This window comes from Paracoccus indicus (assembly GCF_003056335.1).
Taxonomy (GTDB): domain Bacteria; phylum Pseudomonadota; class Alphaproteobacteria; order Rhodobacterales; family Rhodobacteraceae; genus Paracoccus; species Paracoccus indicus.
Map to the genome: position 1 here is coordinate 211141 of NZ_PYWA01000003.1, position 20211 is coordinate 231351.

General features: G+C 64.5%; 17 protein-coding genes and 1 pseudogene. 4 read left to right on the forward strand and 14 right to left on the reverse strand.

Features of this window, described 5'->3' with window-relative positions:
• Positions 1-53: 53 nt before the first annotated feature.
• The 8 genes and pseudogenes from DDE75_RS06350 to guaA form a co-directional block, all read right to left on the reverse strand.
• On the reverse strand, positions 54-437 hold the full coding sequence (locus tag DDE75_RS06350) for a hypothetical protein (RefSeq protein WP_162798926.1): 384 nt from the start codon (positions 435-437) through the stop codon (positions 54-56).
• A 161-nt stretch (positions 438-598) separates the two neighbouring features.
• Entirely contained in the window at positions 599-745 is a 147-nt protein-coding gene (locus DDE75_RS06355; RefSeq protein WP_108501537.1) for an entericidin A/B family lipoprotein, read from the reverse strand.
• Between the two features lie 63 nt (positions 746-808).
• Positions 809-1192 (reverse strand): D-ribose pyranase, encoded by a 384-nt coding sequence (rbsD, locus tag DDE75_RS06360; protein ID WP_108501538.1) that lies wholly within the window; start codon positions 1190-1192, stop codon positions 809-811.
• Between the two features lie 4 nt (positions 1193-1196).
• A pseudogene (locus tag DDE75_RS06365) lies at positions 1197-2377 on the reverse strand (dipeptidase).
• Between the two features lie 114 nt (positions 2378-2491).
• Positions 2492-4318, reverse strand: a complete 1827-nt coding sequence (locus DDE75_RS06370) for a M3 family oligoendopeptidase (RefSeq protein WP_108501539.1) — start codon at positions 4316-4318, stop codon at positions 2492-2494.
• A gap of 78 nt (positions 4319-4396) precedes the next feature.
• Positions 4397-5197 (reverse strand): GNAT family N-acetyltransferase, encoded by an 801-nt coding sequence (locus tag DDE75_RS06375; RefSeq protein ID WP_108501540.1) that lies wholly within the window; start codon positions 5195-5197, stop codon positions 4397-4399.
• A gap of 54 nt (positions 5198-5251) precedes the next feature.
• On the reverse strand, positions 5252-6775 hold the full coding sequence (locus tag DDE75_RS06380; RefSeq protein WP_108501541.1) for a cryptochrome/photolyase family protein: 1524 nt from the start codon (positions 6773-6775) through the stop codon (positions 5252-5254).
• A gap of 89 nt (positions 6776-6864) precedes the next feature.
• Entirely contained in the window at positions 6865-8424 is a 1560-nt protein-coding gene (gene guaA, locus DDE75_RS06385) for a glutamine-hydrolyzing GMP synthase (RefSeq protein ID WP_108501542.1), read from the reverse strand.
• Positions 8425-8546: 122 nt separating this feature from the next.
• Between guaA and DDE75_RS06390 the strand changes: the two genes are divergently transcribed.
• Entirely contained in the window at positions 8547-9059 is a 513-nt protein-coding gene (locus DDE75_RS06390) for a CAP domain-containing protein (protein ID WP_162798927.1), read from the forward strand.
• Positions 9060-9091: 32 nt separating this feature from the next.
• On the opposite strand, the gene DDE75_RS06395 is transcribed toward DDE75_RS06390, so the two are convergent.
• The 6 genes from DDE75_RS06395 to proS all read right to left on the reverse strand — a co-directional run bounded on the left by DDE75_RS06395 (position 9092) and on the right by proS (position 15895).
• The gene (locus tag DDE75_RS06395) at positions 9092-10423 is read right to left on the reverse strand and encodes a branched-chain amino acid ABC transporter permease (RefSeq protein WP_108501544.1); all 1332 of its coding nucleotides are present in this window, start codon (positions 10421-10423) and stop codon (positions 9092-9094) included.
• Between the two features lie 12 nt (positions 10424-10435).
• Positions 10436-11443 (reverse strand): branched-chain amino acid ABC transporter permease, encoded by a 1008-nt coding sequence (locus DDE75_RS06400; RefSeq protein WP_108501545.1) that lies wholly within the window; start codon positions 11441-11443, stop codon positions 10436-10438.
• 3 nt (positions 11444-11446) lie between these two features.
• Positions 11447-12277 (reverse strand): ABC transporter ATP-binding protein, encoded by an 831-nt coding sequence (locus DDE75_RS06405; protein ID WP_108501546.1) that lies wholly within the window; start codon positions 12275-12277, stop codon positions 11447-11449.
• Positions 12274-13056, reverse strand: coding sequence for an ABC transporter ATP-binding protein (locus DDE75_RS06410; protein WP_108501547.1), 783 nt, complete (start codon positions 13054-13056; stop codon positions 12274-12276). The genes DDE75_RS06405 and DDE75_RS06410 overlap by 4 nt, the downstream gene beginning before the upstream one ends.
• A gap of 114 nt (positions 13057-13170) precedes the next feature.
• Positions 13171-14355 carry an ABC transporter substrate-binding protein gene (locus DDE75_RS06415; protein ID WP_108501548.1) on the reverse strand — a complete coding sequence of 395 codons (1185 nt, stop codon included), beginning with the start codon at positions 14353-14355 and terminating at the stop codon, positions 13171-13173.
• 178 nt (positions 14356-14533) lie between these two features.
• Positions 14534-15895, reverse strand: a complete 1362-nt coding sequence (gene proS / locus DDE75_RS06420) for a proline--tRNA ligase (RefSeq protein WP_108501549.1) — start codon at positions 15893-15895, stop codon at positions 14534-14536.
• 165 nt (positions 15896-16060) lie between these two features.
• Here proS and DDE75_RS06425 point away from each other — a divergent pair, with 165 nt between their 5' ends.
• From DDE75_RS06425 to DDE75_RS06435, 3 genes are read left to right on the forward strand one after another with little or no spacing between them, the layout of a single operon-like run.
• Positions 16061-17269, forward strand: a complete 1209-nt coding sequence (locus DDE75_RS06425) for an AI-2E family transporter (protein ID WP_108501550.1) — start codon at positions 16061-16063, stop codon at positions 17267-17269.
• A 12-nt stretch (positions 17270-17281) separates the two neighbouring features.
• A complete protein-coding gene (locus tag DDE75_RS06430; protein WP_335672034.1) occupies positions 17282-17986 on the forward strand; it encodes a P-loop NTPase family protein in 705 nt (234 codons plus the stop codon).
• Positions 17987-18014: 28 nt separating this feature from the next.
• On the forward strand, positions 18015-20180 hold the full coding sequence (locus tag DDE75_RS06435; protein WP_108501551.1) for an RNA degradosome polyphosphate kinase: 2166 nt from the start codon (positions 18015-18017) through the stop codon (positions 20178-20180).
• Positions 20181-20211: the final 31 nt, after the last annotated feature.

The following is a 20211-nucleotide window of genomic DNA, read 5'->3' on the forward strand; positions in this document are numbered from 1 at the left end:
CGCACAGGGCCCCATTGCGGGCCCTGTTTGCCATCTGGATCCCGAACGAATGATCAGTTCATCAGGTCCGGGATGATCGGGTCGCAATAGGCCGATACGGCCGTTCCGACCGAAATGGCCCCGTCGTGTTCGCCCGAGCCGAATTCAGAAAGGCCCGCACCTTCGGCCTTGCGGCTTTCATCGAGGGTGAAGGTCAGCCCCTCGCCGCTGTTGCGGGGCTTGGGGGTCGCGCGCCAGATGCTGGCGGACACCGGCTGCTGCATCTGTTGTTGGGCCAGATCGCCCGCCGCGCACCAGTATTCGGTGGTCAGACGTCCGCTTTCAAACGGCACGGCGATGTCGGTCTGGTTCAGCTGCTGCGCCTCCATCCCGTTCTGGGCTGTGAAGGCCGATGCGGGAAGGGGCAGGGCGAAGAGCATGATTGCAAGCATTCGCATGGGAAGTCTCCTCCATTGTGGACGATTGGATGACCCGCCACGAATGCTTCCACAGATATGCATGTGATGCAAATCACGACGGGCGGCGTCTGCCGTTCCTGTCCAATAAGAAGGCCCCCGCCAGTCAAGCTGTGGGGGCCGTCCTGTCAGATGGCCGGGGCTTACATGCCGGCCTGCGCCTCGGCGCTTTCCTGCTGAACCACGGCGCCCGCGGTCGAGATGTCGCGTCCCGCGCCTTGCACGGTTTCGCATGCCGAAAGTGCCATCATTGCCAGAACGGCGCTAAGCCCGAGAATCTTTTTTTGCATGGATCAGTCTCCTGTTGATCGCCATCTGAGGTTGAAACGCAGGCGACCGCCGTGGGTTCCGCATCAGAAGGCGACGCCCGACCAGAGGCAGATGTTGGCATAGGGGGTGCATTCGCCGCTGCGGATGATGGCACGGGCCCTGGCCGTTTCGCGTTTGAAGTCGTCATGCGAAAGGCGCGTCACCGTGCCGATCTGGCGGCGGATAAAGTCGTCGACCAATTCGTCAGACGCCTCGGTGGCGATGCAGGACCGCTCGACGGTCAGTTCGCTCAGCAAGGCGTCCAGCACCTGCATGGCGCCGGGGATGCCGCGCGTCAGGGCCAGGTCGATGCAGCGGACGCCGGGCGGCACGGGCAGGCCCGCATCGCCGATGACGATCAGGTCGCCATGCCCCATCGCGGCGACAAGGCCCGACAGTTCGGCATGCAGCAGGGTGGTTCGTTTCATGTCGTCATCCGTCCGTTTCGGGCAGGGTCTGCCGCAGGTATTCCATCATGTTGCCGCCCATCACCTTGGCGATCTGATCCGAAGTCAGGCTTTGGTCGATCAGCGCTTGGGTCAGCGCCGCAAGATGCGCCGCATCGAAGGGGGAATCAACCGATCCGTCCCAGTCCGAGCCGAGCGCGACGTGATCCTCGCCCGCAAGACGGATGGCCGCGGCGATGGCGCCTGCGACATCGGCCGGGGTCTTGCCGCAGACGACGTCCGACCAGAAGCCGATGCCGATCAGCCCGCCGGATTGCGCAATCTGCGCCATCAGGTCATCGGACAGGTTGCGTGGGCTGGGGCAATGCGAGGCGATCCCCGTATGCGAGATGACGGGCCGTGTGTCGGGGATGGCCAACACGTCACGCACCATCGCGGGCGAGGCATGGGCAAGATCGATCACCATGCCCCGTTCCACCATCTGCTGGACGACCTGTCGGCCAAATTCGCTGAGGCCAGCCGCATCCTGCCCATGCAAACTGCCGCCCTTTGGTTGTCGAAGAAATGGGTCAGCCCCATCAATCGAAAACCCGCGTCGTATAGGACCTGAAGATTGGCCAGATCTCCCTCCAAGGGATGGCCGCCTTCGGAGCCCAGAAGCCCGCCAAGCACTTGCTGCCCCTTCGCGCGGTCCTGCAACAGGCGTTCAAGATCCTGACGGCTGCGGATGATACGAAGGTGTTCGGGGGCGCGGGCGGCGGCATCCGCCAAGGCCTCGGCCTGCACAAGCGCGCGTTCGCGCAGCGAAAACCACGACCGTGGCGGGCGCAACTGCCCGATGAACAGGGGCGTGATGTTGTCACCCGCCTCGGCGCTGTTGTGGTCATAGTTCTGACCGCGCGGACTTTTGGTGACGGTCGTGAAGACCTGCAGCGCCATGTTGCCCTGCAGCAGGCGCGGGACATCCGTGTGTCCGCGTTCGACCTGCCGCAGCAGATCACGGTCCCACAGCAGGGAATCGGCGTGCAGATCGCCGATCGTCAGCGTCTGATGCAGGGCACGCGCCTGATCCGAGACGGGCCAACCCTCGGCGGGCATCGTAACCGGGTTCATCATGCGTTCGACATAGGGCGGCGCAAAGGTCAGAAAGGCTGCCACCGCACATCCGACCAGCAGCGCGGCCCCCAAAGCAAGCTTCTTCCACATCGACAGTCCCCCCACGCCGTTCCGATCAAGCCTGTCCGGAAACGGGCACGGGGGCAAGCTTGTGCATGCGATATGGTGAACGCGGCGGGGACCGACGCGGTCCCCGCCGTCGCCTTAGTCCTCCAAGGCTTCCAATTCGTCGATGAATCCTTCGATCATCGACAGCCCCTTGTCCCAGAAGGCCGGATCGGATGCGTCCAGCCCGAAGGGGGCCAGCAGTTCCTTGTGGTGCTTGGACCCACCCGCGGACAGCATTTCGAAATACTTGGACTGGAAGTCGGGCAGGCCGTCCTCGTATGCCGCATAGAGCGCGTTCACCAAGCCGTCGCCGAAGGCATAGGCATAGACGTAGAAGGGCGAATGCACGAAATGCGGGACATAGGTCCAGAAGGTCTCGTACCCCGGCATGAATTCGAAGACCGGGCCAAGGCTCTCGGCCTGCACGGACATCCACAGCGCATTGATGTCGTCGGGGGTCAGCTCGCCCTCGGCCCGCGCGGCATGCAGCTTGCATTCGAAGTCATAGAAGGCGATCTGGCGGACCACCGTGTTGATCATATCCTCGACCTTGCCGGCCAGCAGGGTCTTTTTCTGCTGCGGATCGGTGGTCTTGGCCAGCAGGGCGCGGAAGGTCAGCATCTCGCCGAAGACCGATGCCGTTTCGGCCAAGGTCAGGGGCGTCGACGACAGCAATTCGCCCTGGCCAGCCGCCAAGCGCTGGTGGACGCCGTGGCCCAGTTCGTGCGCCAAGGTCATCACGTCGCGCGGCTTGCCCAGGTAGTTCAGCAGCACATAGGGATGCGCGGTGCTGACGGTCGGATGGGCAAAGGCACCCGGCGCCTTGCCCGGCGTGACGGCGGCATCGATCCAGCCGTGGTCGAAGAAGGGCTCGGCCAGCTCGGCCAGCTTGGGGTCGAAGCCGGCATAGGCGTCAAGGACGGTGCTGCGGGCCTCGGGCCAGTCGATATTGCGCGGGTTCTCGGTGGGCAGCGGCGCATTGCGGTCCCAGACCTGCAGCTTGTCCAGCCCCAGCCATTTCGCCTTCAGCGCGTAATAGCGGTGCGACAGGCGCGGATAGGCGGCGGTGACGGCATTGCGCAGCGCCTCGACGACCTCTGGCTCGACGTGGTTCGACAGGTGGCGGCCATATTGCGGGGTCGGCATCTTGCGCCACTTGTCCTCGATGGCCTTTTCCTTGGCCAGCGTGTTGTGGATGCGCGCGAACAGACCGACGTTTTCGCCAAAGACCTTGGCCAGCGCCTTGGCACCCGCCTCGCGGCGCGCGCGGTCGTGGTCGGTCAGCAGGTTCAGCGTGGCCTCCATGCCAAGCGTTTCGCCATCGACATCGAAGGTCAGGGCGGCGGTGGTTTCGTCGAACAGGCGGTTCCAGGCCGAGGCACCCACGACCGAATTGTCATGCAGGAACTGTTCCAGCTCATCCGACAGCTGGTGGGGGCGCATGGCACGCATCCGATCAAAGACGGGTCGATAACGCGCGGGTCCGTCAGGGGCGTCGAAGATCGCCTGATAGGTCGCCTCGGGGATGCGGTTGAATTCAAGGCTGAAGAACACCAGCGGCGTCGTCATGTCGGTGATGCGGGCCTGTAGGTCGCCCATCTGCTTGGCGCGGGTCGGATCGGTGGTGTTCTGATAATAGCGCAGCCCGATATAGGACATCAGCTTGCCCGCAATGATGTCGATCTGCTGATAGGTCTCGATGCATTCCAGCATCTGCGCAGGCGTCAGATCGGCCAGCTTGCCTTGGTAATCGGCAGCAAAGCCTTGGACCAGCTTCTCAAGCTGCGCCAGATCGTCGTTCAACTGCGGGCTGTCGGGCGCGGGATAGAGGTCGGTCAGATCCCATTCGGGAAGCGTGCCCAGATCGGGGGCGGTGCGTGCCTTGGCGGTGTCGGCTGCGTCGAAAACCTGCGGGTCTGCCATGTCATATCCTTTTCCGTCTGTTGCGACAGATGTGGACCCTGCATGGGGCGGGCGCAAGATGCACCCGCGGGGTGGCGGTCAAAGATCGCTGAAGGCCTTGGCATGGGCGATGACGCTGCCCTTGGGCAGATCACCGAATATCTGCAGCGCGGGGCCGGCATAGGGCGATTGCAGGTCGGCGGGGGCAAAGCCCATGCGGGCATAGAAGGCCGGATCGCCCAGCACCACCACCGGACGCTCGCCTGCGGCCTGCAGCGCCATATGCACCAGAGCCGTCCCGAGGCCGCGGCCCTGCAGGGCCGGATGCACCGCCAATGGTGCCAGCGCCAGTGCCGGACGATCAGCCGTCAGGCGCGACAGGGCGACATGACCGACGGGCACGCCTTGTGCATGGGCCACCAGCGACATCTCCAGATCGCCATTGTCACGCAACCCGCGCAGCAGCTGCGCCTCGGCGGGGGATCCGAAGGCCGCCATCAACAGCAGGTCCAGCGCGGCGTGATCGCCAAGGACCTCGGCGCGGATCAGGGGGTGCAGGTCGTGGCGGTGAAAGTCGCGCGTCAGATCGCGGCTGTCGCGGCCCCAAGTGCTGCCTGCGGTCCGTGCCTGGTGGGCGGCGAAAGCCTCGGCATCGGCAAAAACCTCCGAGAGGGTCCAGACCATCGGGTCCTCGGATTGGGCGATGTCGAAGCGCAGGCATCCCGGCTCGGCGCGGCTGAGGTCGACGTGATCGGGCAGCAGCGACAGGGCCGTCAACAATTGGGCCATGTCGGTGCAGGTCAGGCTGCCGTGCAGCGCCACCATCGGCACCGAAAGCCGCGCAGGCGTGCCGCTGTCGTCAGTGGTGGTGGCATGGTGATGTCCGCAGGCGCAGCTCATGTCGGTCCCCTTTTGGCCCAGCTATCCCCGGCGACTGCGGTGGCGTCAAGCTGATCAGACGGTTTCGCCCGCCTCCATCCGTTCCAGAAACGCTGCGGCATCCTGAAGGACGGTGTCGCGGCGGTCCTTTTCCATCCGGTCCCAGGTTGCATAGGCACGCCCGATGCGCGGGTTGTCCTGCAGGCGGTCGCGGTGGCGGATCAGGAAGTCCCAATAGAGCAGGTTGAAAGGACAGGCCTTGTCGCCGGTCTTGGCTGTCACCGAATAGGCGCAGGTTTTGCAGTAATCCGACATCTTGTTGATGTAATTGCCGGAACTGACATAGGGCTTCGACCCGACGACACCGCCATCGGCAAACTGGCTCATGCCGATGGTGTTCGGGGCCTCGACCCATTCATAGGCGTCGATATAGACTTCCAGATACCATTCATGGACCTGCGCCGGGTCGATCCCCGCCAGCAGGGCGAAATTGCCGGTGATCATCAGGCGCTGGATGTGATGGGCATAAGCATGATCCCGCGTTTGACCGACGGCGTGGGACAGGCAGTTCATCTGCGTTTCCGCCCCCCAATAGAGGCCGGGCAGATTGCGGTGGTGGTCCAGCGCGTTGCGGCTGGTGTAATCCGGACCTTCCAGGAAATAGATGCCGCGCATGAATTCGCGCCACCCCAGGATCTGGCGGATGAAGCCCTCGGCCGAATTCAGACGCACCTTGCCCGCCTGCCAGGCGTCGGCGGCCGCCTGACAGACCTCGGCCGGGGACAGCAGCCCGCAGTTGATATAGGGGGAGAGGATCGAATGGTGCAGGAAGGGATCATCCGTCAGCATCGCATCCTGATAGGGGCCGAAGAGGTCCAGCGAATGGTTGATGAAATGATCCAGCACCTGCAACGCGCCTTTGCGGTCGGTGGCATAGTCGAAAGGCAGCAGATTGCCGAAATTCTCGGCGAAGCGGTCCCCGACCAGGTCCAGCACCTGCTGCGTCACGGCATCTGGCGCGAACCGCGGAGGCTGGGGGCGGAACAGGTCGGGGGCGGCGGGCTTGCGGTTGTCGTGGTCATAGTTCCACTTGCCACCTGCCGGTTCGTCGCCCTCCATCAGCAGGCCGGTCTTGCGGCGCATCAGGCGATAGAACCACTCCATCCGCAATTCCTTGCGGTCACGGGCCCAATCCCCGAACTCGGCATGGGTGGCAAGGAAGCGGTCGTCGGGCAGCTGGCGGACGGGCAGGGGCATGTCGGACAAGGCTTGGATCAGCCGCCATTCGCCCGGCTCGGTCGCGATGATGTCCTGCGCGTCATGTTCGGCCGCGCGGCGCAGCAGTTCGCCCGGGATGCTCTGGCTGTTTTCGGGATCGTCCAGCGTCGTGTAGGCGACCTGCCAACCGGCCTGCCGCAGCCGTTCGGCGAATTTGCGCATGGCGGTCAGGATCAGCGCGATCTTCTTGGGGTGGTGGCGGACATAGGTCGTCTCGGCCATCACCTCGGCCATGACAATGACATCGCCCTCTCGGGCGGCACGCAGGGCGGCGATGTCTTCGGTCAGCTGGTCGCCAAGGATCAGGATCAGGTTTGTCATCGGCCCCCCAAAACGCAGAAACGCGCAGGTTTCCCCGCGCGTTCCCCGATGATCATGCGACGTGGTGCCGCGTCATTCCCATTCGCCCGTTATTCCCACTCGATCGTGCCCGGAGGCTTCGAGGTGATGTCATAGGTGCAGCGGTTGATGCCCTTGACCTCGTTGATGATGCGGGTCGCCGTTTCACCTAGGAACTCATGGGTGAAGGGATAGTAATCCGCCGTCATCCCGTCGACCGAGGTCACGGCGCGCAGGGCGCAGGCAAAGTCATAGGTCCGGCCATCGCCCATCACGCCCACGGTACGCACCGGCAGGATCGCGACGAAAGCCTGCCAGATGTCGTCATAGAGACCGTGCTTGCGGATCTGGTCGATGAAAACGGCGTCGGCCTTGCGCAGGATCTCCAGCTTCTCGCGGGTGATCTCTCCGGGGCAGCGGATGGCAAGGCCCGGGCCGGGGAAGGGGTGGCGGCCGATGAAGCTCTCGGGCAGGCCCAGTTCGCGGCCCAGCTCGCGGACTTCGTCCTTGAACAGCTCGCGCAGCGGCTCGACCAGCTTCAGGCCCATCTTCTCGGGCAGACCGCCGACGTTGTGGTGCGACTTGATCGTGACCGAAGGCCCGCCGCTGAAGCTGACGCTTTCGATGACGTCCGGATAAAGCGTGCCTTGCGCCAGGAAATCCGCGCCCTCGATCTGGCTGGCGTATTTCTGGAAGACGTCGATGAACAGACCGCCGATGATCTTGCGCTTGGTTTCGGGGTCCGAGACACCCTCAAGCTTGCCCAAAAACAGGTCGGCCTCATCCGCGGCGATCAGCGGGATGTTGTAATTGTCGCGGAACATCTTGACGACCTCGTCGCCTTCGTTCAGCCGCAGCAAGCCGTGGTCGACGAAGACGCAGGTCAGCTGGTCGCCGATCGCCTCGTGGATCAGGACCGCCGCCACCGACGAATCGACGCCGCCCGACAACCCGCAGATGACCTTGCGGTCGCCCACCTGTTCGCGGATCTTGCGGATCGCCTCGTCCTTGTAGGAGGCCATCGTCCAGTCGCCGGTGAAGCCCGCCAGCCGGACGAAGTTTTCCAGCATGGTGCGGCCGTTCGGGGTGTGATGCACCTCGGGGTGGAACTGGACGGCATAGAAATGGCGCGTCTCATCCGCGATCATCGCCATGGGCGCATTGGGCGAGGTGCCGATCACCTCGAAGCCGGGGGCCAGGCTGGTGACGCGGTCACCATGGCTCATCCACACCTCCTCGCGGCCGGTTCCGAACAGGCCGGCGAAGATGCCGTCCTGCTTGTGGCCGGGGGCCGGGGCGATGAAGGCGCGGCCGTATTCGGCGTGATGGCCCGCTTCGACGTTGCCGCCCAGCTGTTCCATCATGACCTGCTGGCCATAGCAGATGCCGAAGACGGGGACGCCCATCTCGAACACCGCTTGGGGTGCGCGGGGGCTGTCTTCCTGCGTCACGCTGGCCGGGCCGCCGGACAGGATGACCGCCTGAGGGGCCATCTCGCGCAGCGACGCGTCGGTCACCGAATTGAAGGGGTGGATTTCGCAATAGACGTTCAGTTCGCGAAGGCGACGCGCGATCAGCTGCGTCACCTGGCTGCCGAAGTCGATGATCAAGAGGCGCTGGTGCTGGGTCATGGTTGCGCTTTAAGCGCGCTTTTGCGCCCTTGCAAGACCTTCGCGCCATGTGGTCGCGCGGAACCCGTGCAACCCCTTGGCGTTGGGCCGAAATGTATCCAGTCAGCAACCGAGGTTTCGTCATGTTCAAGGTTTCCCTAATTGCAGCATCTGCCGTCGTGGCCCTTGCCGGGTGCCAATCGGGGTTTCCGGGCCTCGGCCGACCGCAGTCCCCCGCCGAAGAGGCGCTGGCCCTGCAATGTTCAGGTGACGCCTTGGCGGCCCAGCAATTGCGCGAAGGCATCGCCGCCGCCCGCGCGACCGAGGGCAAGACCGCCCTGACCGAAAGCGAGCTGTTGAACCGCATCGCGGCATCCCATGCCTGCGACATGGCTCGCATGGGGCGTGCCGATGTGGCCGGATCGAATGGGTCGAACGTGGTCGATCGGGCAAGGGCGGTCGGTTATCCGACCTGCGGCGTGACGCAATTGGTCGGGACGGGGAGCAGCGCGCCCGCCACAGTGGCAACCTGGATGGTGCCCGGCCCGAACCGCGAACAGGTTCTGGGTCAGCTGAGCTATGAGATCGGGACGGGATCGGCGCGCAGTTCGGACGGGCGCATGTGGCACAGCGCGGTTCTGGGCAACGATTGCTGAGATGAAACGGGGCGCCAGTGGCGCCCCGTTTTTCATTTCTCGGGCAGCAGGCCCCTTGGCGCGAACCGCAGCACCAGAAGCAGCACCAGCCCCATCGCGATGAAGCGCATATGCGGCGCGCTGTCCAAGAGGTGCAGCTTCAGCGGGCCGTCAGGCATGGCGGCGGTCAGCAGGCCGATGAGCGCAGGGCCCCAGACCTCGACCTTGATCCACAGGAACCAGATGGTCACCGCGCCCAGCACCGCGCCCCAGTTGTTGCCCGACCCACCAACGATTACCATGACCCAGATCAGGAAAGTATAGCGCAGCGGGTTATAGCTGGTGGGCGTCAGCAGCCCGTCCAGCGTCACCATCATCGCGCCCGCGATGCCGATCACCGCAGACCCCAGGATGAAGACCTGCAGGTGGCGGCGGGTGACGTCCTTGCCCATCGCCTCGGCCGCGGTTTCATTGTCGCGGATGGCGCGCATCATGCGGCCCCAAGGCGATTTCAATGCCAGTTCGGCCAGCAGGATCAGCACCAGCAGCACGACCAGGAACAGCGTCATGTAGGACAGCTTGACCCAGATCCCCGACGCCTCGGCGGCCTGGAAGCCCCAGCTTTGCGCGAAACCGACGAAATCGGGGTTGTTCTGCAGGTCGACCTCATAGGCGACGGGGCGCGGGATCGAGGTAATATTCTTCACCCCGCGCGCCAGCCAGTCCTCGTTCTTCATGACGGCGACGATGATCTCGCCGATGCCAAGCGTGGCGATGGCCAGATAGTCTGAGCGTAGGCCGAGGGCGACCTTGCCGATGGCCCAAGCCGCCACGGCAGCAAAAAGGCCACCGACCAGCCATGAAAGCAGCACCGGCAGGCCCAACCCGCCGATATTGCCGTGGCGAGACGGGTTGTTCGCCTCGATCGCGATAACGGCGGGGTCGAACAGATAGCGATAGGCGACGAAGCCCGCGATCAGGATCGCCGTGATGGCAAGCCCGCTGCGGGTCCTTGTCCAGACCAATTTGGCGATGGCCAGGACCCCCACGCCCACGGCCAGCGCCGCCAGCAGCCTGCTGCCCCCGGCCTGCCAGGCGTTTTCCACCGGCGGCAGGGAAACCAGCACCGGGGCAAGCCCCCCAAGCGCCAGAAAGCCCACGACGCCGACGTTGAACAGGCCCGCATAGCCCCATTGCATGTTCACGCCCAAGGCGGTGATGGCCGACAAGAGCCCCATGTTCAGGATCGCCAGCGAGGTGTTCCAGCTGCCCGAGAACATGCTGTTCCGAACGGTGCCTTCCAGCACGAAGAGGATCGCAAGAACGGCGAAAAGGATGGGCGCGCGCCAAGCGCTGTAACCCGCGGATTGACGAGTGTTGGACATATCCGTTCCCCCTTACACCGACTTGCCGCGGAACAGCCCCGTGGGGCGGAACAGCAGGACCACGATCAGAATGACGAAGCTGACGGCGAATTTGTATTCCGTCCCCAGAAGCTGCATCAGCCCGCCCGGTTCATAGCCGGGGGCCAGGTAGCCTACGACCTTCACCCAAGGATAGGTGACCGCCACTTCGGAGAAGGCGACCAGGAACCCACCCGCAATGGCGCCGAGCGGGCTGCCGAGGCCACCCACGATGGCGGCGGCAAAGATCGGCAGCAGGATCTGGAAATAGTTGAAGGCCTTGAAGGACTTGTCCAAGCCGTAAAGCGTGCCTGCGATGGTCGCCAGGCTGGCGGCGATGATCCATGTCAGGCGCACGACGCGTTCGGGGTCGATGCCCGACAGCAGGGCCAAGTCCTCGTTGTCGGAATAGGCGCGCATGGCCTTTCCCGACTTGGTGCGGTTCAGGAACCAGAACAGAGCCGCCACGACGATGACCGCGACGACCAGAGTCAGCGCCTGCGTGCTGCGCAAGGCCAGACCCTCGGGAAGGCCACTCCATTCGCGGAAATCACGGACGTTAATGATGAAGCGCGCGCCATCGTCGAAACGGTATTCGCTGACGCCGATCAGCAGGCGCGTTAGCCCGTTCATCACGAACATCACGCCGACCGAGGCCATGACCAAGATGATCGGTGCTGCCTTCTTGACGCGATAGAAGCGATAGACCGCCCGGTCGGTGGCCAGCACCAGCGCCGCAGTGGCCGCGATCCCGAAGGGCAGGGCCAGCAGCGCAGTCGGCAGCGGCCCAAGCGAGACGCCCATGGATTGCAGGCCCCAAGTGACCAGGATCACGACGGCAGTGCCGAAGGCCATGGTGTCGCCATGGGCGAAGTTGGAAAACCGCAGGATGCCATAGATCAGCGTGACACCAAGCGCACCCAGTGCAAGCTGCGCGCCATAAGCGGCGGCGGGAATGAAGACGAAATTCAGAAAGACCACGAGGGCATTCAGGATATCCATGGCTCAGCCCCCCAGGAAGGTGCGGCGCACCTCGTCATTGGCCATCAGTTCGGCGCCGGTGCCGGTATGGGCATTCGCGCCCTGCACCAGCACATAGGCCTTGTCGGCGATGTTCATCGCCTGCTGCGCATTCTGTTCCACCATCAGCACCGGCAGCCCGCCGCGGGCGATGGCGATGATGCGGTCGAACAATTCGTCCATGACGATGGGGCTGACGCCCGCGGTCGGTTCGTCCAGCATCAGGACCTGCGGTTGCGTCATCAGCGCGCGGCCCACGGCCACCTGCTGGCGCTGGCCGCCCGACAACTCACCCGCCGCCTGACGGCGCTTCTCGGCCACGGCGGGGAACAGGTCATAGACCTGCTGCATGGTCTGGCGGATGTCGTCGTTCCGGATGAAGGCGCCCATTTCCAGGTTTTCCTCGACCGTCATGGACGGGAAGATGTTGTTGACCTGCGGCACGAAGCCCATGCCCGCCTTGACGCGGTCCTGCGGGTTCAGCGCGGTGATGTCCTGACCGTTCAGGCGCACGCTGCCCTGACGCAGGTTCAGCATGCCGAAGATGGCCTTCATCGCGGTGGATTTGCCTGCGCCGTTCGGGCCGACGATCACGGCGATCTGTCCTTTTTCGACCGAGATGGTGCAATCATGCAGGATGTCGGCGCCCTTGCCGTATCCGCCGGTCATGGCCTCGCCGATCAGGAAGGGATCGCCCGCGCGCCCCTCGCCCACCGGGCCGGACCTGCGGGTGCCGTCGATGGTGCCCATGCCCTTGGTGTTGACGACCGAGGCATCGCGATTGCCACGATTGCCAAAGCTGTTCTGTCCGCTCATGCGCCCACCATGTCCTTGTTCTTCAGACCGGTGCCCAGATAGGCCTCGATCACCTGTTCGTTCTGCATGATGTCGGATGCGCTGCCCTGTGCCAGTACCTTGCCCTCGGCCATGACGATGACGGGATCGCAGAGCTTACCGATGAAATCCATGTCGTGTTCGATGACGCAGAACGTGTATCCGCGTTCCTTGTTCAACCGGATGATCGCGTCGGCGATGGTCATCAGCAGCGTGCGGTTCACGCCTGCGCCGACCTCGTCCAGAAAGACGATCTTGGCGTCGACCATCATCGTGCGCCCCAGTTCCAGCAGCTTCTTCTGGCCGCCCGACAGGTTGCCCGCATGTTCGTTGGCCAGATGGCGGATGGTCAGGAAATCCAGAACCTCATCGGCCTTCTTGCGCAGTTCGGCTTCCTCGCGGGCGATGCGGCCGCGCTGGAACCAGGTCTTCCAGATGGTTTCGCCCGACTGCATGCCGGGGACCATCATCAGGTTTTCCCGCACGGTCATGCTGGCGAATTCATGGGCCATCTGGAAGGTCCGCAGCAGGCCCTTGTGGAACAGCGCGTGGGGCGGCAGGCCGGTGATATCCTCGCCGTCCATGAAGACCCGCCCCGAGGTGGGGGGCAGCACGCCCGCGATCACGTTGAACAGCGTCGATTTGCCCGCGCCGTTCGGGCCGATCAGCCCGGTGATCGATCCGGTCTCGATCGTCAGGCTGGCGCCATCGACGGCGCGAAACCCGCCGAAATGTCTGTGAAGGTCTTCGACCCTGATCATGTCTTTGTTTCCCTGTCTTCACGTCGTTGGCGAAGAACTGCCTGCAACAGGCTATTATCATTGCGAAAAGCCCGGCACCGCGAAGATGCCGGGCTTTCTGTCGGTCAGGCCGGCTCAGCGATAGCCGACGACTTCCATCTTGCCATCCTTGAACTCGACCTCGCGGAAGGTGCCCGAGGATTCACCCGGCTCGATCAGTTCGACTGCGGTGGCGCCGACATAGTCGACATCGCCGCCGCCGTTGATGATCTCCAGCGCCTTGGCCAGTTCACCGGGCAGGATCTCCTCGCCGGGGGCGTTGGCGACATCCATGACGCTGCCCTTGTAGGTCGCGGGATCGGTCGAGCCCGACTTGGCCATCGCCAGCAGCATCAGCGCCGCGGCATCGTAAGCCTCGCCCGAGAAGGCGCCCGAGCCGTCGAAGCCCGCTTCCTCGGCCATCGTCAGGAAGGTTTCGCGACCCGGGCCGTCGGCGGCAGGGTTCTGGCCAAAGCTGCCATCGATTTCCGAACCGAAGTTCGTTTCCAGCGCGGAACCGACCATGCCGTCGGGGAAGACGAAGGTTTCGAAGGCACCGGTATCCAGCGCGGCACGGACCACGCCCGAACCACCCTGGTCGACATAGCCTACGACCACAAGCGCGTCGCCACCGGCGGCGGCAAGTGCGGCGACCTCGGCCGAATAGTCGGCCTTGCCATCGTCATGGGCGCTGTTGACCGTGACGCTGCCGCCCTTTTCTTCGAACGCCTTGGCAAAGCTGTCGGCCAGGCCCTTGCCGTAATCGTTGTTGGTATAGGTAACGGCGACCGACTTGATGTCGCGGCCCAGCACGATGTCGGCCATGACGTCGCCCTGGCGTGCATCCGAGGGCGCGGTGCGGAAGAACAGGCCGTCATCCTCGATCGTGGTCAGCGCGGGCGAGGTGGCCGAGGGCGAGATCATCACCATGCCGTTCGCCTTGGCGACGTTTTCAAGGCTGGCGATCGTCTCGCCCGAGCACATGCCCCCCATGATGCCCTTGACGCCTTCGGCGGCGATCAGGCGTTCCACGGTGGCGGTGGCTGCGGCGGCGTCGATGCAGGTGCTGTCGCCGGTGACCGACACGACGGTCGTGCCGTCCAGCAGCAGGCCGCTGTCGCTGACCTCTTTCATTGCCATTTCGGCACCCTGCTGCATGGCGGGGGCCATGGATTCCAGCGGTCCCGTGAAGCCGAGCGATACGCCCAGCTTGATTTCTTCAGCACCAGCGGCACCGGCCATCAATGCACCGGCGGCGGTCGCAAGAAGAAGTTTTTTCATTGGTCGTCTCCCAGTTGGAACGTTGTCCTGAGGGTGACGTTAGAAGCGGGTTAGGGAAAAAGAAAGCGCCATGTCGCGCCGATCTGCATGGTTTTTGGACAGATTGACAATGTGACGCTGCGCCAATCCGCGCCATGCGGGGACCGACCGGCGACGCAGGGCCGCCGGTCGTGCCGGATCACTTGTCCTGAACCGAAAGGCCCAGGATCGGCTGATAGATCTGCTGGACGCGGGCGATGGCATCGCGGGCCGACATCTCGATGCTTTTGCCGCTGCGACGGTCGGTCAGCTCGACCACGTTGTTGGCCAGACCGCGCGGGCCGACCGTGATGCGCCAAGGTGCACCGATCAGATCCATCGAGGCGAATTTCGCCCCCGCCCGTTCGTTGCGGTCGTCATAGAGCGGGTCCAGACCGCGCGTCTGCAGTTCGGCATAGATCGCCTCGCAGGCGCCGTCGGTCGAGGCGTCGCCCTGCTTCAGGTTCACGATGGCGACGTGGAAGGGGGTCACGCCCTCGGGCCAAATGATGCCCTTGTCGTCGTGGTTCGCCTCGATGATGGCACCCAGCAGGCGGCTGACGCCGATGCCGTGGCTGCCCATGTGGACGGGGACATGTGCCCCGTCGGGTCCGACGACCGTTGCGCCCATCGGTTCGGAATACTTGGTGCCGAAGTAGAAGATCTGGCCGACCTCGATGCCGCGTGCCGTGCGGCGGCGTTCTTCGGGGACCTGATCGAAGATGGCCTGATCGTGGGTCTCGTCGGTGCGGGCATAGCGGCTGGTGAATTCCTCCAGCACGGCCTGGCATTCCTCGACGCTGTCGTAATCGATCTGGCGGTCGCCGAACTTCAGGTCGGTGATCTGGCTGTCATAGAAGACCTCGGATTCGCCTGTTTCGGCCAGCACCAGGAATTCATGGGTGTAATCGCCGCCGATCGGACCGCCATCGGCACGCATCGGAATGGCCTGCAGGCCCATCCGTTCATAGCTGCGCAGATAGGTCACCAGGTGGCGGTTATAGGCGTGCAGCGCGTCTTCCTTGGTCAGGTCGAAGGTATAGCCGTCCTTCATCAGGAATTCGCGGCCACGCATCACGCCGAAGCGGGGGCGCATCTCGTCGCGGAACTTCCACTGGATGTGATACAGCGTCATCGGCAGCTCTTTGTAGCTGTTGACGTGGCTGCGGAAGATGTCGGTGATCATCTCCTCGTTCGTGGGACCATAGAGCAGGTCGCGCTTCTGGCGGTCGCGGATGCGCAGCATCTCCTCGCCATAATCGTCATAGCGGCCGGATTCGCGCCACAGGTCGGCGGGCTGCAGGGTCGGCATCAGCATCGGGATGTGGCCGGCGCGCTGCTGTTCCTCATGGACGATCTGCTCGATCCGGCGCAGCACCTTGAAACCGAGCGGCAGCCAGGAATAGATCCCCGCCGCCTGCTGCTTGATCATGCCCGCGCGCAGCATCAGCCGGTGGCTGACGATCTGCGCCTCTTTGGGGTCTTCCTTCAGTACGGGCAGGAAATAACGCGACATGCGCATGGGGAACGGTCCTTCAAAGCGGTTTGGCGCAGGGTTACAGGACCGGCGGCCACTTGCCAAGAACCTGCGGCCCCGCCGCCGCATGTCATGGGGGCGCATGGCGCTTGCAACCGGCGTCGCGGAGGGTCACATTCGGGTGGAAGATCAGATCACAAGGGCAGGTTCATGCGCATCCCCGTTCGCAAGCAGATCATGTGGTGGGGGGTGGCGGCCGTCACCCTGCTGCTGACGCTGTGGTTGCTGGGCCAGGCGGTTCTGCCATTCATCCTGGGGGCAGGGGTCGCCTATCTGCTGGACCCCGTCGCCGACCGGCTGGAGCGGTTGGGCCTGTCGCGCACCATGTCGGTCGTGGTCATCACCTTCGTCGTGGTCCTTGTCTTCGTCGCGGTGGTCCTGCTGATCATGCCGGTCCTGATCCGTCAGGCCAGCGCCCTGATCGAGACCGCGCCCCAGATGCTGGACCAGGCGCGCGCCTTCGTCGACAACCGCTTTCCGGGCACCATCCCGCAGGGGGCAGGGCTGGACAAGACGCTGGCCGACCTGCAGACCGCCATCGGCGAACGCGCGGGCAGCTTTGCCTCGACCATCCTTGGGTCGGTGCGCGGGGTGATCGGAACCATCGCGCTGCTGGTCATCGTTCCGGTGGTGGCCTTTTACCTGCTGCTGGACTGGGACAACATGGTCGAGGCCGTGGATCGCCACCTGCCGCGCGAACATGCCGCCACGGTCCGTCAGCTGGCCTCCGAGATCGACGAGGCGCTGTCGGGCTTTTTGCGTGGGCAGTCGCTGGTCATCCTGATCCTGGGCATCTGGTACGCCTTGGCACTGATGATCGTGGGGCTGCCCTTCGGTTTCTTCATCGGCATCATGGCCGCCTGCCTGTCCTTTATCCCCTATGTCGGCGTGCTGATCGGCGGGGCGACGGCCATCGGGGTCGCCCTGTTCAGCTTCTGGGGCGAGCCTGTCTGGATCGGCGCCGTCATCGCCATCTTCGGCATCGGTCAGGTGGTCGAGGGCAATTATCTGCAGCCCAAGATCGTTGGCGGCCATGTCGGCCTGCACCCGGTCTGGCTGTTGCTTGCGCTGTCGGTCTTTGGTGCGCTGTTCGGGTTCGTGGGGCTGGTCATGGCGGTTCCGATGGCGGCGGCGCTTGGGGTGCTGGCGCGCTTCCTGATCGCGCGCTATCGCGAAAGTTCGCTCTATACCGGGCAGGTGGCGCCTTCAGATCCCGACATGCCGATCCTGGTGGAAATCGTGCCGGCCGGCACTGTCCGCGACAGCATGCGCCAAGCCCGGCTGGCCGCCGATCACGCCCGTGGCCAGCAGGAAATCGAGGTGATGCAGGAAGACCTGCTTCGCCGGTCGACGGACTGACCCGGAGGCTGCGTGATCCCGACCTCGTCCTCCCGCCAGCTGACCCTAGATCTGACGACGCCACCGGCCCACGCAAGGTCCGACTTCCTGCCCGCCCCGGCCAACCGGGATGCGCTGGCGGTGCTGGATGCGCCCATGTCCTGGCCCGACGGGCGGATGCTGCTGATCGGCCCCGAGGGCGCGGGCAAGACCCATATGGCGGCCTTCTGGGCGGCGGAAAACGGCGCGCGTCGGATTGCGGCGGCAGCCCTGCGGCCCGATGCGCCCGACATGCTGGCCTCCGAGGGTGGCGCCATCGTCGTCGAGGATGCCGATCACGCGGGCTTTGCCGCCGGGGTCGAACAGGCACTGTTCCACCTGTGGAACCTCTGCGGGCCGCGCGACTGCCTGCTGCTGATCACGGCGCGCAGGCCCCCGCGCGATTGGGGGCTGGTGCTGCCGGACCTGCGTTCGCGGATGGATGCCATGCCGCAGGTCCACCTTGGTCCCCCGGATCAGGCGCTGCTGGCGGCGGTGCTGGTCAAGCTGTTCGCCGACCGTCAGCTGGCCGTGTCTGCCGGGCTGATCGACTGGCTGTCGCTGCACATGGACCGCGACCTGGGGCTGGCCCGTCGGCTGGTCACGGCGATGGATCACGCCGCGATGGCGCAGAAAGGCCCCGTCACCCGCCGCATTGCCGCCGAGCTGCTGGACAAGCTGTCCGAGGCTGACGCATGATCGCCCCAACCGACGTCCCTGGAAAAACATGACCCAAGCCGATTTCCTCCGCTCGCCCTTTCCGGAACCCAAGGTGCTGCCGGGCGGTGTGCCGCAGGGGGCCAACCGCTTCTTCAACCGAGAGCTTTCCTGGCTGTCCTTCAACTGGCGCGTCCTGGACGAGGCGCGCAATCCCCGCGTGCCGCTGCTGGAACGGCTGCGCTTCGTGTCGATCAGCGCGACCAATCTGGACGAATTCTATACCACCCGCGTGGCCGGCCTGCGCGAATTGGTGCGCGAGGGCAGTACGACCCCCTCGGACGATGGGCTGCTGCCTGCCGAACAGCTGGCGCTGATCAACGCCGATGCGCGGCGGCTGATGGCGGCGCAGCAGGGCGTCTGGAACGGGTTGCGCCGCGAGATGGAGCAGACGGGCATCGTCATCCTGTCCCGCCAGCGCCTGACCCGCGCCGAAGAGGAATTCCTGCACGGCTATTTCCAGAACCGCGTCTTTCCGGTCCTGTCACCGCTGGCCATCGACCCCGCGCATCCTTTCCCCTTCATCCCCAACACCGGCTTCTCACTGGCGCTGCAATTGGCACGCGAGACCGACGGGCGGCAGATGCAGGCGCTGCTGCCCATTCCGGCGCAGCTTCCGCGCTTCGTGCCCCTGCCGGGGGGCGAACGCTTCCTGCGCCTTGAAGATCTGCTGCTGATGCATCTGGCCAGCCTGTTCCCGGGCTATCGCGACGTCGGGCATTGCAGCTTCCGCGTGCTGCGCGACAGCGATCTGGAGGTCGAGGAGGAGGCCGAGGATCTGGTCCGCGAATTCGAGACCGCGCTGAAGCGCCGCCGACGCGGCAGCGTCATCCGGCTGAAGATCACATCCGGCGCGCCGGACCGCCTGCGCCGCCTGATCATGGACGAGCTGGAGGTGACCGCCGACGAGGTGATCGAGGTCGAGGGCCTGCTGGGCATGGCCGACCTCTCGGAACTGGTGCTGGACAGCCGACGCGATCTGCTGTGGCCCGTCTTCACGCCCCGCGTGCCCGAACGCGTGCAGGACCATGACGGCGACATGTTCGCCGCCATCCGGCAAAAGGACATGCTGCTGCACCACCCCTATGAGACCTTCGACATGGTGGTGCGCTTTCTGGCGCAGGCGGCGCGCGATCCCGACGTGCTGGCGATCAAGCAGACGCTCTATCGCACCAGCCGCGACAGCCCCATCGTCGATGCGCTTTGCGAGGCGGCCGAGGCCGGGAAATCCGTCACCGCGCTGGTCGAACTGAAGGCGCGTTTCGACGAAGCTGCCAATATCCGCCAGTCGCGGCGGCTGGAACGGGCGGGGGCGCATGTCGTCTATGGCTTTGTCAACTACAAGACCCACGCCAAGATCAGCACCATCGTGCGGCGAGAAGGCGACGCGCTGGTCACCTATACCCACTATGGGACGGGCAATTATCACCCGATCACGGCGCGGATCTATACCGACATGTCGCTGTTCACCTGCGACGCTGAACTGGGCCGCGATGCGACCAAGGTCTTCAACTATCTGTCGGGCTATGTGCAGCCGGCGGGTCTTGAGAACCTGTCGATCTCGCCCATCGATCTGAAGGCCCATCTGATCGCGCTGATCGCAGCCGAGGCGGAATTTGCCCGCCAAGGCCGTCCCGCCGCAATCTGGGTCAAGGTCAACTCGCTGACCGAGACCGATGTGATCGAGGCACTTTATGCCGCCAGCGAGGCAGGCGTCAAAATCAGCCTCGTCGTTCGTGGAATCTGCGGGATCAGACCCGGTATCAAGGGCTTGTCCGAGAATATCCGCGTCAAGTCGATCGTCGGGCGCTATCTTGAACATTCGCGCATCGTCTGTTTCGGCAACGGCTACGGGCTGCCATCGATCAAGTCGCGGGTCTTCATCAGCTCGGCCGACTGGATGGACCGCAACCTGAACCGCCGGGTGGAAACGCTGGTCGAATGCCGCAACGACACGGTCAAGGCGCAGATCGTCAACCAGGTCATGGCCGCCAACATGGCCGACGAGGCGCAAAGCTGGCTGTTGCAGCCAGATGGCCGCTTCCTGCGTTACCTCCCGCAGGGACGCGACGATCTGTTCAACTGCCACCGGTTCTTCATGGAGAACCCCTCGCTGTCGGGGCGGGGCACGGCAGGGGCGCGGGACGTTCCGGCGCTGACACATTCTTCCGATTGACGACCTGGCCTTGCCGGGCCAAGGAACCTTG

Coding starts and splice junctions, on each gene's coding strand:
- DDE75_RS06350 (WP_162798926.1), bottom strand. CDS start 437: ATGCGAATGCTTGCAATCATGCTCTTCGCCCTGCCCCTTCCCGCATCG.
- DDE75_RS06355 (WP_108501537.1), bottom strand. CDS start 745: ATGCAAAAAAAGATTCTCGGGCTTAGCGCCGTTCTGGCAATGATGGCA.
- rbsD (WP_108501538.1), bottom strand. CDS start 1,192: ATGAAACGAACCACCCTGCTGCATGCCGAACTGTCGGGCCTTGTCGCC.
- DDE75_RS06370 (WP_108501539.1), bottom strand. CDS start 4,318: ATGGCAGACCCGCAGGTTTTCGACGCAGCCGACACCGCCAAGGCACGC.
- DDE75_RS06375 (WP_108501540.1), bottom strand. CDS start 5,197: ATGAGCTGCGCCTGCGGACATCACCATGCCACCACCACTGACGACAGC.
- DDE75_RS06380 (WP_108501541.1), bottom strand. CDS start 6,775: ATGACAAACCTGATCCTGATCCTTGGCGACCAGCTGACCGAAGACATC.
- guaA (WP_108501542.1), bottom strand. CDS start 8,424: ATGACCCAGCACCAGCGCCTCTTGATCATCGACTTCGGCAGCCAGGTG.
- DDE75_RS06390 (WP_162798927.1), top strand. CDS start 8,547: ATGTTCAAGGTTTCCCTAATTGCAGCATCTGCCGTCGTGGCCCTTGCC.
- DDE75_RS06395 (WP_108501544.1), bottom strand. CDS start 10,423: ATGTCCAACACTCGTCAATCCGCGGGTTACAGCGCTTGGCGCGCGCCC.
- DDE75_RS06400 (WP_108501545.1), bottom strand. CDS start 11,443: ATGGATATCCTGAATGCCCTCGTGGTCTTTCTGAATTTCGTCTTCATT.
- DDE75_RS06405 (WP_108501546.1), bottom strand. CDS start 12,277: ATGAGCGGACAGAACAGCTTTGGCAATCGTGGCAATCGCGATGCCTCG.
- DDE75_RS06410 (WP_108501547.1), bottom strand. CDS start 13,056: ATGATCAGGGTCGAAGACCTTCACAGACATTTCGGCGGGTTTCGCGCC.
- DDE75_RS06415 (WP_108501548.1), bottom strand. CDS start 14,355: ATGAAAAAACTTCTTCTTGCGACCGCCGCCGGTGCATTGATGGCCGGT.
- proS (WP_108501549.1), bottom strand. CDS start 15,895: ATGCGCATGTCGCGTTATTTCCTGCCCGTACTGAAGGAAGACCCCAAA.
- DDE75_RS06425 (WP_108501550.1), top strand. CDS start 16,061: ATGCGCATCCCCGTTCGCAAGCAGATCATGTGGTGGGGGGTGGCGGCC.
- DDE75_RS06435 (WP_108501551.1), top strand. CDS start 18,015: ATGACCCAAGCCGATTTCCTCCGCTCGCCCTTTCCGGAACCCAAGGTG.